Genomic DNA, 15,116 nt, shown 5'->3' with positions numbered 1-15,116 from the left:
TAGGCTTATGAAAGGAACTGTAGATATGCAAAACGAAACAATCGAAGGGTTTAGACTTTCGCCACAGCAACGGCATTTGTGGGGGTTACAGCAAAATAAAAGCCAACAGACTTATCGCGTTCGAGGTGCAATTTTAATTACCGGAAATCTCGACAAAGAGATGCTTAAAAGTGCGCTGCAAAAGGTCGTGAATCGGCACGAAATCCTGCGTACTAGCTTTCACTGCTTGCCTGGGATGACACTACCCCTGCAAGCGATCGCCAGCACTGGTGAAGTTCCTATCTCGGAATATAATCTCAGCGGTTTGTCTCCCGAAGAACAAGAAGCTAAAATCGCAGCGCTTTTTCAGCAACTAAACCTGCTTCCTTTTGATTTTGAGCGCGGCCCACTTTGGCATTTCTCTTTAGTCACTCTGGCCCAAGACAAGCACCTATTGCTGGCGAACTTCTCTGCCTTAATTGCAGATAGTGCCACCCTGAAAAATTTCACCAGCGAACTCAGTCTTTCCTACTCAGCCTGCGCGTGCGGGGAAGAGTTCTCTGATGAGTCAATGCAATATGCCGATGTTGCTGAGTGGCAAAATGAGTTACTCGAATCAGAAGAAACGGCAAGCGGCCAAGAATACTGGCGAAAGCTGAACATTGAATCTTGGGATTTATTAACGCTTCCTTGGGAAAAGAAGAATGGAGAAGCGGAATTTCAGCCACAAGTAGAAAGGGTGGAAATTCGGGGTGATTTGTTGAACAGCCTGGAAGCGATCGCCCCAAAGCACAAAAGCGATATTTCTGCCTTCCTGCTGACTTGCTGGCAAATTCTCATTTGGCGGCTTACCAGAGAGTCAAACCCGATAATCGGCGTAGCCATTGACGGCAGAAAATATGAAGAATTAGAACACTCTCTGGGGCTGCTGTGCAAATACTTACCCCTAGGATGCCCAGTGCAAGACGAGTTAAATTTCTCACAAGCGAGGCAGCAAGTTGAGCTTAATCTCAACGAGATGTACAACTGGCAAGAATATTTTAGCTGGGAAGAAATCCTAGAAAACGAAAAAAGCAGCAGCTTTTGGCCCGTCTGCTTTGACTTCCAAGCAGAGCCTAAGAACTATGGTAATTCAGGCGTTTCATTTTCTATTGTTCGGCAAGATGCCTGCCTAGAGCCATTCAAACTCAAGCTCTCCTGCCTCCGCCTGTGCAATTCCATAAGCGCTGAATTTCACTATGATTCCGCTTTATTTGCTGCGGCAGATATAAAGCGCTTGTCAGAACACTTTCAGGCCCTTTTAGAAAGCACAGTCAAAAATCCAGAAGTCGCTATCAGTCAGCTAGACATACTCAGCGATCGCGATCGGCTGCAACTTCTCATTGACTTTAACCAAACTCAAAAAGATTATCCGAAAAATAAATGCGTTCATCAGCTTTTTGAAGAACAAGCAGAACGCAACCCAGACAACATTGCCGTCGTCTTTGAAAGTGAAAAAATCACCTACCGAGAACTCAACGATCGCGCCAATCAACTCGCCCATCACCTGCAAAACATGGGAGTTTTGCCCGACACAATTGTTGGAATTTGCGTCGAAAGGGGGGCGGGCACGGGGGCACCGCCCCTACAGGCAATCCTAGGAATGCTGGGCGTACTCAAAGCCGGTGGCGCCTATTTACCGATCGATCCAACGACCCCAATAGAGCGCAAAGCGCTAATGCTAGAAGACGCTCAGGTGAAGGTTTTGCTCGTACAACAGCGGCTCATCGAAAGCTTGCCGAAAACTCAGGCAAATATTGTTTGCATAGATACAGACATTCCCACTAATTCTGCCTCTTACACGCCCCATGTTTCTACAGACAATTTAGCTTACGTCATCTATACTTCCGGTTCCACTGGCATTCCCAAAGGAGTCGCGATCGAACACCGGCAACTGCTCAATTACCTGCACAGCATTCAGGAAAAATTAAACCTACCAGCCAAAGCCAGTTTTGCTACCGTTTCTACCTTCGCGGCAGACTTGGGAAATACAGCGATTTTCCCCGCCCTTTGTTTCGGCGGTTGCCTGCATATTATCTCGCAAGAACGCGCCACCGATCCAGAGGCACTGGCTGAATATTTCTGCCGCAATCCCATCGACTGCCTCAAAATAGTTCCCTCTCACCTAGCCGCCCTTTTAAATTGCTCTCAACCAAAGTCAATTTTGCCCCGTAAACGGCTTATTTTAGGAGGTGAATCTGCCAACTGGAGCTTAATTAAAAGACTCCGCAATCTTGCTCCCAGTTGCTCAGTATTCAATCACTACGGGCCAACAGAAACAACTGTAGGTGTCCTGACTTATCAAGTCGAATTTGATAAAATTGGGTGCGATTTTGACACAGTTCCCCTCGGTCTTCCGATTGCCAACACTCAGATTTATATCTTGGATTCTTACTTGCAGCCGGTGCCCATAGGCGTACCTGGTGAACTGTACATCGGCGGTGATAATTTGGCGCGCGGATATCTTAACCGCCCTGAATTAACCGCAGAAAAATTTATTCCCAATCCCTTTGACACGCAAGCAAAGACGCGACTGTACAAAACCGGCGACTTGGCTCGCTATTTGCCAGACGGAAACATCGAATTTATCGGGCGAATTGACGACCAAGTAAAAATTCGCGGTTTCCGCATTGAATTGGGAGAAATTGAGGCGGTGCTGGGGCAACATCCAGATATCGCGCAGGCTGTAGTTGTGGCGCCAGAAGACGAGATGGCACAAAAGCGCCTCGTGGCTTATTTGATTTCCGAGCTGAAACAAGCACCTACCCACAAGGAAATTCGCAATTTTTTAACGTCAAAATTGCCGGAGTACATGATGCCTTCTGCTTTTGTGATACTCAAAAGTTTTCCTTTAACTTCTAACGGAAAAGTAGACCGACGAGCACTGCCCGCACCTGACGAAATGCGATCGGAGTTGACAGAAAACTTTGTCGCGCCTCGCACAAATATCGAGGAAGTTTTAGCCGCTATCTGGGCTGAAGTTCTCAAACTTGAAAAAGTCGGCATTTACGACAACTTTTTTGAATTAGGAGGGCATTCCTTATTAGCAACTCAAGTAATTTCCAGAGTGCGCCAAGCATTTCAGGTCGAATTGCCTTTGCACCGTTTATTTGAGTCGGCTACTGTCGCCGATTTTGGTGTAGCGATCGCGCAAAAGCAAGCCGAACAAACAGACAGTGAAATGCTCGCTCAAGTTTTAGCAGACCTCGATCAACTGTCAGAAACCGAAATACAGGAAATTCTCGCCCAACAAGGAGTCAATCGATTTTAGATTTTAGATTTTAGATTTTAGATTGACCCCACGGATAAATGCGGGGGCTTGAGGATTTGAGATTTGAGATTTGGGATTGATTCCACGCATAAATCCGGGGCATTGTACCACCTTTGAAATTCGCTTGTCAGAAAATGAGTGATTTAATCGAACGCATCGCGGCTCTTTCTCCCCAAAAGCGCGAGTTGCTGTTGCAGCGACTCAACCAGAAAAAAGAAAGCGTTTCGCTAGAAAAAATTCTGCCTCAAAGTCGAGAGTCTAACACTTTTCCTCTGTCGTTTGCTCAACAGCGATTGTGGTTTTTTGAGCAACTAAATCCCGGCAACTTTACCTATCACATCCCCGCCGCCGTGCGTTTGACGGGAACACTTGACGCGAGAGCCCTCGATCGCAGTCTCAACGAACTTGTCAAGCGTCATGAAGTTTTGCGAACGGCTTTTAAGACAATAAACGGCCAACCCGTTCAGGCGATCGCTTCCAATCTGGAATTGAAAATTGTAGAAATAGATTTGCGATCGCTTCCTGAAACTGAACGATCGCGCGAAGTAGAACGGTTAATCTTCGCAGAAGCAAAGCTTGCTTTCGATCTCTCACAAGCACCCTTATTGCGTGCCAAATTGCTGCAATTGAGCGATTCAAACTGGGTGCTGCTATTGAGTACGCACCACATCATTTCCGATGCCTGGTCAATGGGAATATTTATTCACGAACTCGCCACCTTTTATCAAGCCTTTTCCACTGGCAAACCTTCTCCCCTTCCCGAACTGTCGGTACAGTACGCAGACTTTGCAAGTTGGCAGCGCCAGTGGTTGCAGGGAGAAGTTTTAGAGACGCAGCTTGCTTACTGGAAAAAACAGCTAGGAGGCAATCTCCCGGTACTAAATTTGCCAACCGATCGCCCGCGATCGGCAGTACAAACCTTCCGAGGTGCGGTGCATAAATTCACCATTCCCAAGGCAATAGCAGAGGAAATCGCCCTATTAAGCCAGCGGGAAAAAGCGACTTTATTTATGACGCTACTGGCAGCGTTTAAAACATTGATCTATCGCTACACCGGGCAAGAAGATATTTTAGTCGGCTCCCCCATTGCTAACCGCAACCGACGCGAAATCGAGGAATTAATTGGCTTATTTGCTAACACCTTAGTTTTCCGCACCAATCTGTCGAGCAACCCGACTTTTAAAGACTTACTGGGCCGCGTGCGAGAAGTAGCTCTCGGCGCATATAACCACCAGGATTTGCCCTTCGAGAAACTGGTAGAAATCATACACCACGAACGAGATTTAAGTCATAATCCGCTATTTCAGGTATTGTTTTCTCTGCGAAATGTTCGGACGCCGCAGATAAAATTGCCAGGAGTGACGTTGAGCAGTTTGGAAATAGAACGAAAAACGGCGAGATTTGATTTAGCGCTTGACTTGGAGGAAGGATTAGAGGGTATTAATGGAACGCTTGAGTATAGCCAAGATTTGTTTGACGCTAGCACTGCACGACGGATAGCCGGACATTTTCTAACCTTACTAGAAAGTATAGCTGCCAATCCCGAACAGCGCATTTCACATTTGCCAATCTTGACGAAACCTGAACAGCACCAACTGCTGTTCGAGTGGAACAATACTCAATCGAATTTTCCGCAAGATAAGTGCATACATGAACTATTTGAAGCGCAGACAGAGCGGACGCCGGATGCGATCGCAGTCGTCTTTGAAAATGAACATCTGACTTACCGGGAACTGAACACAAAAGCAAATAACCTCGCCAGTTACTTGCAAAAAATCGGTGTCAAACCAGAAGTTTTGGTGGGAATTTATGTCGATCGCTCCCTAGAAATGATGGTAGGGCTTCTCGGCATTCTCAAAGCCGGTGGCGCTTACGTTCCCCTCGATCCAGCGTATCCACCAGAGCGCCTTGGATTCATGCTGGAAGACGCGAAAATTTCAGTGTTACTCACTCAGAAAAAGCTATTAGAAGCCCTGCCCAAAAATAGCGCCTCCCTCGTGTTTCTGGATGCAGATTGGGAAGGCATATCGAGCTGCGACGAGCCACTCGTGGGTTTACAAAATTCCTCCAATTTAGCCTATGTCATCTATACTTCAGGCTCAACAGGTAAACCCAAAGGAGTGCAAATTTCCCACGCCTCTGCCGTTAATTTCTTGAGTTCTATGCGCCAACAACTCGCGATCGCAGACGGCGATGTTTGGCTAGCAGTAACATCCTTATCTTTTGACATTGCAGCGCTGGAACTGTTCCTGCCTATTACAACAGGTTCTCGCGTTGTTGTAGCCAGCCGAGAAGTGGCATCTAACGGCGAAAAGCTTTTAGAAACATTAACAAATTCTGGCGCAAGCATTATGCAAGCTACTCCAGCCAGTTGGAAAATGCTTTTAGCAGCAGGATGGCAGGAAAACAATCAATTAAAAATACTGTGCGGGGGAGAAGCTTTACCCCGACACCTCGCCAATCAGTTGCTTTTGCGCGGCGCTTCTGTGTGGAATTTATACGGCCCTACAGAAACCACGATCTGGTCAACTCTCTATCAGGTCGATCGCAAAGATGAATCAGTTTCCATCGGTCGCCCGATCGCTAACACTCAAATTTTCATATTAGACCGCTATTTAATGCCGGTTCCCGTTGGCGTATTTGGCGAACTGCACATCGGCGGTGCAGGCTTATCTAGAGGCTACCTAAACCGACCGGAACTGACGGCAGAAAAGTTTATTCCTAACCCTTTTGTAGAAGACCAAAGTCATGCTTCATTCATTCTTAATTCTTCATCGTTTATTCTTTCAGAACGCCTCTATAAAACCGGAGACTTGGCTCGCTATCTCCCAGATGGAAACATTGAATTTATGGGGCGCAGCGACCACCAAGTGAAAGTTCGCGGATTTCGCATCGAATTAGGCGAAATTGAAGCGGTACTCAGCCAATACCCAGCCGTGCGAGAAGCGATCGCACTCGTTCGAGAGGACAATCCGGGCGACAAGCGTTTAGTAGCTTATATCGTTCCTAACTCAGAACTCAAAACTCAAGACTCAGAACTTATTAATGATTTGCGCTGTTACCTGAAACAAAAACTGCCGCAGTACATGATGCCGTCAGCGTTTGTGCTGCTGGAAGCAATGCCTTTAACGCCTAACGGAAAGATCGATCGGCGATCGCTAAGAGCACCTGACACAAACACAGCCGAATTCGAGAGCAATTTTACCGAGCCTCGAACTCCCGACGAGCAATTAATTGCAGAAATTTGGGCGGAAGTTCTCGGTTTAGAGCGAGTGGGAATTCACGATAACTTCTTTGAATTGGGAGGTCATTCATTGCTGGCTACTCAGGCGATTTCTCGCCTGCGAGAAGCTTTTCAAGTTGAACTGCCCTTGCGCTCTCTTTTTGAATCCCCTACCGTCGCCACTGTTACCGAAAGCCTCTTGCAATATCGCGCCTCGCAAAAACTGAAAGCACCCCCCATCAAGCGTGCCTCAAGGCAGGGAGAATTGCCCCTTTCTTTTGCACAACAACGACTGTGGTTTCTCGACCAATTGCAGCCGGGGAATCCTGCCTATAATATCCCAGCAGCCGTGCGCTTGAAGGGGGCGCTCAATGTAGCCGTTCTAGAGCAAACTTTTCAGGAGATTATCAAGCGACACGAAGCATTGCGGACAACTTTTAATTCGGTGGAAGGACGACCCGCTCAGGTTATTATTTCATCTTTTAAATTCACATTGCCGATCGTAAACTTAAGAGAGTTATCGCAAGCTGAACGAGAAGCCGAGGCAATGCGACTCGCCGCTGAAGAAGCGCGACAGCCTTTTGACCTCACAAAATGGCCGTTACTGCGCGTCACATTGTTACATCTTGACGAGACAGAATACCTGCTATTACTGACAGTACACCACATCGTAGCTGATGGCTGGTCGATGGGGGTACTTGTGCGGGAAGTGGCGGCGCTTTATGAAGCTTTTTGCAGTGGCAAACCTTCTCCCCTACCCGAACTTTCTGTACAGTACGCAGACTATGCTGTTTGGCAAATAAACTGGCTGCAAGGCGAAGTTCTGGAAGCAAAACTCGCTGACTGGAAGCAGCAATTAGGTCAAATTTTGCCCCCGCTGCAATTGCCAGCAAAACAACCGCGTTCTGCTGTTTCTAGCGATCGAGCTGAGATTCAAAACTTCCAGCTTGATTGCCAACTTTCAGAAGCCCTAAACGCACTTAGTCGGCAACAAAATGTCACCTTGTTTATGACCTTGTTGGCAGCACTTCAAACGCTGCTTTATCGCTACACAAATCAAGAAGATATTGTCGTCGGTACTGACCTGGCAAACCGCACACAAGTTGAGACAGAAGCTTTAATTGGTTTCTTTGTCAATATCCTCGTCTTGCGAACCGATATGCGCGGCAATCCTACATTTCGCCAATTGCTCGATCGCGTGCGCGAGGTGACATTAAAAGCTTACACTCACCAAGATTTGCCCTTCTACAAACTGGTAGAAGAACTGCGGCCCGATCGCACCCTGAGTCAAACACCGCTCTTTCAAGTTTTATTCGTCATGCAAAATGCGCCTATGCCGAATTTAGAAATGGCGGGTTTAACTTTAATCCCGGTTGAAGTTGATAGCGGCACCGCTAAATTTGATTTAGCGCTATTTGTGTCGGAAACAGAGACAGGAATTGTCGGCAGTTGGAAGTATAATTCCGACCTATTTGACAGAGAGACGATCGCTCAAATGTCAAATCGCTTTGAAACCCTCCTCGGCAGCATTGTAGCGCAGCCTGATAGTCGTTTGAACACTTTAGAAATTCTCACAGAAGCCCAGAAGCAGAAACAAGCCATGCAAGAATTAAAGCGTGAAAAAAGCAATTTTAGTAAGTTCAAAAGCGTCAAGCCGAAGCCAGTGGCTTTGCCGCAAGGCGAATTGATAAAAACCGAGTACCTGCATCCCGACGAACCCTTTCCTTTAGTGGCAAAACCCGCAGTAGCCGATGTCGATATCGCAGACTGGGCGAAAAATAACCGCGAATTTATAGAGGCAAAATTGCTACAGCATGGAGGCATTCTTTTTCGAGGATTCATCGGCCCTGTGGTTGCCGCATTCGAGCAGTTTGCACTCTCAATTTGTTCGGAATTGTTTGGGGAGTACGGGGATTTGCCACGTGAAGGAGTTAGCGGAAAAGTTTACGGTTCAACTCCTTACCCAGCAGATAAAGCTATCTTATTTCACAGCGAGAGTTCGCACCTGCACCGCTGGCCGATGAAAATCTGGTTTTTCTGCGTTCAGCCAGCGCAACAAGGCGGAGAAACGCCGATTGTTGACTGCCGTAAAATTTACCAGTTGCTAGACCCGAAACTCAGAGAAAAATTTGCCCAAAAGCAAATTATGTACGTTCGTAACTACACAGACGGACTGGATGTAAGCTGGAAAGATTTTTTCCAAACAGAAGACAAATCCGTGGTTGAGGAATACTGCAGACAAGCTGGGATGGAATTTGAGTGGAAAGCAGGAAATAATTTGAGAACTAGCAAAATTCGCCCCGCAATTGCCAAGCACCCAAAAACCAAAGAAATGGTATTTTTCAATCAACTTCCCTTGCACCACATTTCCTGCTTAGATGCGGCAACCCGCGCTTCCTTGCTCTCTGTTTTTGGAGAAGAGAACCTCCCCCGCAATGTCTATTACGGTGACGGCACTCCTATTGAAGACTCAGTAATGGAAGAAATTCAGGCAGTGTACGCGCAAGCTGCTGTTAGTTTTCCCTGGCAAGCAGGAGACATCTTAATGCTAGATAATATGCTGGCCGCTCACAGTCGCAATCCATTTATCGGTTCGCGAAAAATTGTTGTAGCGATGGGCGAAATGATTCCTGAATCAGGAATTTAATTCCCTCTCATATCATGTCCGGTCGATTAGCCTGATTCCTGTAGGGGCGGGTTCACCAACAATATCTGCCAATAATTGACAATCTCAAAAACCCGCCCGGCCGGGATATTATGGTCAATCGATCAGACATGATATCATCTCTTCCCGGCAAAGGTAACGACAATAAAGTAGTGCTTTGATAAAGAGGAACAATGCAAACAATTAATGGATTTCGGCTTTCACCCCAGCAAAAATATCTGTGGCTTTTGCAGCAAGACAGCGCTGCTTATCGCATTCAATCCGCTATTTTGATGGAGGGAATTCTTCAAACCGATCGCCTAAAGAAAGCTTTAGAAAAAGTTAGCGATCGCCACGAAATTATCCGCACAAGCTTTCAGCGAAAGGTCGGGCTAAAAATTCCTATACAAGTTATCTCCGAACATAGCTCTGTTTCGTGGAACTGGGTTAACTTGAGTGAAGTAAATCCCCAGGAGCAAGAAGCCAAAATTGAAGAGATTTTTCAGCAAGAAAAGAGCGCTTTCTTCAACTTCGATCGCAATCCGGCTTGGCACTTGTCTTTAATTACACTTTCATCACAGAGGCATATTTTACTGGTTAGTTTGCCCGCACTGTGCGCCGATAGTCGCACAGTAAAAAATCTGGTTCAAGAAATCAGCCAGTGCTATGCCGCCTGCCTTAACGGCGAAGAAATTACCGATGAAATTGTGCAATACATTCAATTTTCCGAATGGCAAAATGAATTGCTCGAAGATGAGGAAGCGGCGGAGGGCAAAGAATACTGGACTGGGCATAATTTTTCAGCGCTAGCGAGTTTAAGGTTGCCGTTTGAAAATAGATTAATTAACGCGCCAGCTCAATTTACTCCCCAAGCTTTTGAGGTCAAATTAGAGTTAGCTTTGCTGGTTCAAGTGGAAGCGATCGCCCGCCAGTACAACGCCTCACTTTCTACATTCTTGCTCGCTTGCTGGAAAATTTTACTCTGGCGGCTGATTGGCCAATCAGAGAGCGCTGTTGGCGTGGCATTCGACGGTCGAAAATACGAAGAACTAGAGCCAGCGCTGGGGCTGTTTGCCAAATTTTTACCGCTGCGGAGCCAACTAACAGAAAACTTTTCCTTCGCGGAAACCTTGCAGCAAATTCAGCAGGAAGAACGCGAAGCATACAAGTATCAAGAATACTTCTCCCACGAATATCTAGGTAACTCTTCCGGCTTTCCATTTGGTTTCGAGTTTGAGGAACAACTCGAAAAGCATTCGGCTAGTGGCGTATTTTTTTCGATTTACAAGCAGTATGCGTGCTGCGATCGCTTCAAAGTTAAACTCTCTTGCCACCGCCAAAAAGACTCGCTCGCCGCTGAGTTTCACTACGATCCTATCTTCCTTGCAGACAAAAGTATCCGGTGCTTGGCAGAGCAATTTTACGCCTTAGTGCAAAGTGTAGCCAGCAACCCACAAACCGCAATCGGCAAGCTCGAAATGCTGAGCGATCGCGCCCGAAATGAATTATTAGTAGAATTCAACAGCACAAAAGCAGATTACCCGCTCGATAAGTGCGTGCATCAGCTATTTGAAGAACAAGCAGAGCGATCGCCCAACAGTATAGCTGCTGTTTGTGAAAATCAGCAAATTACCTACAGCGAACTCAACGCCCGCGCTAACAAAATCGCCCATTACCTGCAACAATTAGGTGTCAAGCCAGAGGTGATTGTTGGCCTTTGCGTCGATCGCTCTTTAGAGGCGATCGCTGGAATTCTAGGCATCCTCAAAGCAGGTGGCGCGTACCTACCGCTCGATTCAGCCATGCCCAAAGAGCGTCTAGCATTGATGTTGCAAAATGCTCAGACTCCAGTGCTGTTAACGCAACAGCATCTCATCAAAAATTTACCTGAAACTCAGGCACATATCGTCTGCTTAGATACAGACATTCCCTCTTTTTCTCCTACTACTTTCGTCTCTGCTTCTCCTGAAAATTTAGCTTACATTATCTATACCTCCGGTTCCACCGGCACCCCCAAAGGAGTCGCCATTGAACACCGACAACTGCTCAATTACCTGCACGGAATTCAGGAAAAATTAAACCTGCCATCAGGTGCAAATTATGCCACCGTTTCTACCTTCGCAGCCGACTTGGGAAACACCGTTATTTTTCCGGCTTTGTGTTCGGGTGGATGCCTGCACATCATCTCTCAAGAACGCGCCACAGATCCTCAAGCAATTGCGGCTTATTTTCAGCAACATTCTATCGATTGTCTGAAAATTGTTCCCTCTCACTTAAAAGCTTTGTTGAGCGCTTCTAACGCCTCGCAAATCTTACCGAAAAAGCGATTAATTCTCGGCGGTGAGCCTTTGATGTGGAATTTAATTGAAACAATTCAGAAATACAATCCCGACTGCTCGATATTCAACCATTACGGGCCGACAGAAACAACTGTAGGCGTGCTGACTTATCAGGTACGAATGCAGGGCGATCGCATTTCCCAGACAGTTCCTTTAGGTCGCCCGCTACCCAACACGCAGATTTATTTGCTCGATTCGCACTTGCAGCCGGTTCCTGTAGGGGTAGCGGGTGAATTATATATTGCGGGTGCGGGATTGGCTCGTGGCTATCTAAACCAACCAGAACTCACCGCAGAAAAATTTATTTGCAATTCATTCACTCAGGAACCGGAAACTCGACTTTACAAAACTGGCGACTTAGCTCGCTATTTGCCAGACGGAAATATAGAATTTATCGGGCGAATTGACGACCAAGTAAAGCTGCGAGGTTTCCGCATTGAATTAGGGGAAGTTGAGGCGGGGCTGTCTCATCATCCCTCTGTACGCGAGGCAGCCGTTTTACTTCAGGAAAATGAACCGGGAAATCAGCGTTTAGTCGCCTATATCGTTTCTCACTCAAAACTCAGCGTTCAGGACTCACAACTGATTGAGAGCCTGCGTTCATTCCTCAAAGAAAAGCTACCCGAATACATGATACCTTCTGCTTTTGTGGTTCTGAAAGCGCTGCCACTGACTCCCAATGGCAAAATAGATCGTCAAGCGCTTCCTGCACCGTCCATAGCAGCCAATTTTACAGATACGTTTGTAGGCCCTCGCACTCCCGGTGAGGAGATTCTTGCCGGAATTTGGAGCCAGCTTCTCAACCTTAAAAAGGTAGGAATTCACGACAATTTCTTTGACTTGGGGGGACACTCATTACTGATTACTCAGTTGTTAGCTAAAGTGCGAGAATCTTTTCAGGTGGAATTGCCTTTGCGCGTTTTGTTTGAAGCTCCTACGGTAGCTGGTTTAGCTGAAAAAATCGAAATGCAGCAAGGGGGCAACACAGCGGGCGATCGCACTGCAAGTTTCGATATTAACGCTGAAGTTGTTTTAGACCCGGCAATTCGCCCTGCAACTCCATGGAGGGAGCCAAAAACTGAACCAGCTTGCATTCTGTTAACAGGGGCGACGGGCTTTTTGGGAGCCTTTTTACTCCGCGACCTCTTGCAACAAACTCAAGCAGAAATTTATTGCCTAGTCCGTTCTGCCGATGCAGAATCAGCTAAAAAGCGGATTCAAAGCAGCCTCGAATCCTATTTAATTTGGGATGAAAGCAGCAGCGATCGCATTATCCCAATTGCTGGAGATTTGTCTCAACCACTTTTGGGGCTTTCCGAGGAGCAGTTCGGAGTTTTAGCCAGTAAAATTGATGTCATTTACCACAATGGCGCGTTTGTCAAGTTTACTTATCCCTACTCGGTTCTCAAACCGGCTAACGTTTTGGGGACGCAGGAAGTTCTGAGATTGGCGAGTCAAAGTAAGCTAAAACCAGTCCATTTAATTTCTACTATTTCCGTTTTTTCGGCAATGGGAGAATCTGGGATTAAGCACGTGCGAGAGGAGGACGAACTCACTCCGGGAGAGGGTCTCAAAGGCGCTTATACTCAGACTAAATGGGTGGCAGAAAAGTTAGTAGAGGTCGCGCGCGATCGCGGAATTCCTGTTAGCATTTACAGGCCAGGTCGCATTTCTGGGGACAGCAAAACAGGGGCTTGCAATCCCAGCGATTTACTATACAGGTTAATCGCTGGTTGCGTGCAACTTGGATGTGCACCCGATGACGATAAGCTGATGAATGTAGCGCCTGTTGACTATGTGAGCGGAGCGATCGTTCATCTTTCGAGCCAAAAAGAATTGCTCGGAAAGACGTTTCATTTAGTCAACCCTCAGTCCTTTCAAATGAGTGAATTGCTGGGCTGGATTTGCTCAATGGGTTATCCAATCAAACGAGTTTCTTCTGAGACTTGGCAAGCAGAAATAATCAATCGCGCTGGAAATTCTCCCGATCATGCTTTGTACCCGCTTGTCGGTCTTTTTTCCGAAAAAGTTTCTGATGCAGACATGGCTAAATCTGCGACGCTGCAATTTGATTGCCAGAATGCGTTGAAGGGACTTTCTGGAACGGACATTATCTGCCCGCAAGCGGATGCGAGTTTGTTTCGGACTTATTTTTCCTATCTTGTCGATTCTGGCTTGATAGGTAGCCGCAATTAAAACCTGTAAGGGCGCAAAGCATTGCGCCCCTACCTAGCTCAATCTCTGGAGAATTCAAAATGAACGAACAATTGCAGCAAAGACACATGAAATCGCTGATAGAGCGCTACACCGATCGCACAAAGACCTCTAAGAATTTCGCGCAAAAATACCGTCCGGTTCTCGCTGACAATCGGGCTTCTGATGGGTTTCGCTTTCCCGTCAAGGAGATGTTTTATCCCCTTGTCGCTGAGCGATCGCTTGGCTCTAAAATGTGGGATGTTGATGGCAACGAATACATCGATATCACAATGGGATTTGGCATCAATCTTTTCGGTCATAATCCGCCCTTTATTAAAGAAGCTTTATTAGAGCAACTCGATCGCGGCGTACAAATTGGCCCACAAGCAGACCTTGCCGGAGAAGTTGCGGAATTAATCTGCGAATTAACGGGAATGGATCGCGTCGCTTTTTCTAATACCGGCACAGAAGCGGTGATGGCAGCCCTACGATTAGCTAGAGCGGCAACTAAACGCAATAAAATTGCTTTGTTTTCTGGTTCTTATCACGGTCATTTTGACGGAACTCTCGCAGTTGTAAAAAAGATAAATGGCGATTTATGCACCATTCCAAAAGCGCCAGGAATTCCCGCTAATTTTATTGAAGATGTTTTAGTTTTGGATTACGGAAGCCCTCATGCCCTGGAAATTATCAAAGCTCATCAGCACGAATTAGCGGCGGTTCTCGTGGAGCCGGTGCAAAGCCGCCGTCTCGATTTGCAACCTAAAGAATTTCTCCAGCAACTCAGGCAATTAACAAAAGAATCAGAAATTGCGCTGATTTTTGATGAAATGGTTAGTGGTTTCCGAATTCATCAAGGTGGCGCGCAGGCGTGGTTTGGCATTGAGGCAGATATTGCAACTTACGGTAAAATTGTCGGGGGCGGTATGCCCATTGGAGTTATCGCTGGAAAAGCTGCTTATATGGATAAAATTGACGGCGGTTTGTGGAACTACGGCGATGATTCCTACCCCCAGGTAAAAACAACAATTTTTGCCGGCACTTTTTGCAAGCACCCACTTGCTCTGGCCGCTGCGCGTTCCGTACTGCGCTATCTTAAAAGTCAAGGCCCCGCCCTTCAGCAGCAGTTGAATCAGCGAACTTCGCAGCTAGTTGAAACCCTGAATGCTTATTTCAAAGAAAATGAAGTCTCTGTCTGGCTTGTAAATTTCGGATCGCAATTTCGCGCTGCTGCATCCGTTGAGATAGATCCGCTACTTTTTCACTTACTCGAAAAGCGTATTTTCATATCCGAAGGTCGTAGCTGCTTTCTCTCTAGCGCTCACACTAATGAAGACATCGATCGCATCATTCAGGCTGTTAAAGAAAGTATTCAAGAAATGCGCGAAGGAGGCTTTTTCCCGATTCAGCAATAAACTTGGTTTT

General features: G+C 46.6%; 4 protein-coding genes. All 4 read left to right on the top strand.

The window, feature by feature from the left end; genetic code table 11:
* Positions 1-25 precede the first annotated feature (25 nt).
* The 4 genes from QT987_RS08850 to QT987_RS08835 all read left to right on the top strand — a co-directional run bounded on the left by QT987_RS08850 (position 26) and on the right by QT987_RS08835 (position 15,106).
* Positions 26-3,289 (top strand): amino acid adenylation domain-containing protein, encoded by a 3,264-nt coding sequence (locus QT987_RS08850; protein ID WP_333239087.1) that lies wholly within the window; start codon positions 26-28, stop codon positions 3,287-3,289.
* Positions 3,290-3,423: 134 nt separating this feature from the next.
* Entirely contained in the window at positions 3,424-9,159 is a 5,736-nt protein-coding gene (locus tag QT987_RS08845) for an amino acid adenylation domain-containing protein (RefSeq protein WP_333239085.1), read from the top strand.
* Between the two features lie 191 nt (positions 9,160-9,350).
* Entirely contained in the window at positions 9,351-13,691 is a 4,341-nt protein-coding gene (locus QT987_RS08840; RefSeq protein ID WP_333239083.1) for an amino acid adenylation domain-containing protein, read from the top strand.
* Between the two features lie 59 nt (positions 13,692-13,750).
* Complete coding sequence (locus QT987_RS08835) at positions 13,751-15,106, top strand: aspartate aminotransferase family protein (RefSeq protein WP_333239080.1); 1,356 nt, start codon at positions 13,751-13,753, stop codon at positions 15,104-15,106.
* Positions 15,107-15,116 lie beyond the last annotated feature (10 nt).

Source organism: Microcoleus sp. SVA1B4, from assembly GCF_036700545.1.
GTDB lineage: Bacteria > Cyanobacteriota > Cyanobacteriia > Cyanobacteriales > Microcoleaceae > Microcoleus.
Note: the sequence above shows the minus strand (reverse complement) of the source record. Positions and strands in the feature narration are given on the sequence as shown.

Bases quoted from the DNA above. Each gene is read 5' to 3' on its own strand.
- QT987_RS08850 (WP_333239087.1), top strand. From the start codon at position 26: ATGCAAAACGAAACAATCGAAGGGTTTAGACTTTCGCCACAGCAACGG.
- QT987_RS08845 (WP_333239085.1), top strand. From the start codon at position 3,424: ATGAGTGATTTAATCGAACGCATCGCGGCTCTTTCTCCCCAAAAGCGC.
- QT987_RS08840 (WP_333239083.1), top strand. From the start codon at position 9,351: ATGCAAACAATTAATGGATTTCGGCTTTCACCCCAGCAAAAATATCTG.
- QT987_RS08835 (WP_333239080.1), top strand. From the start codon at position 13,751: ATGAACGAACAATTGCAGCAAAGACACATGAAATCGCTGATAGAGCGC.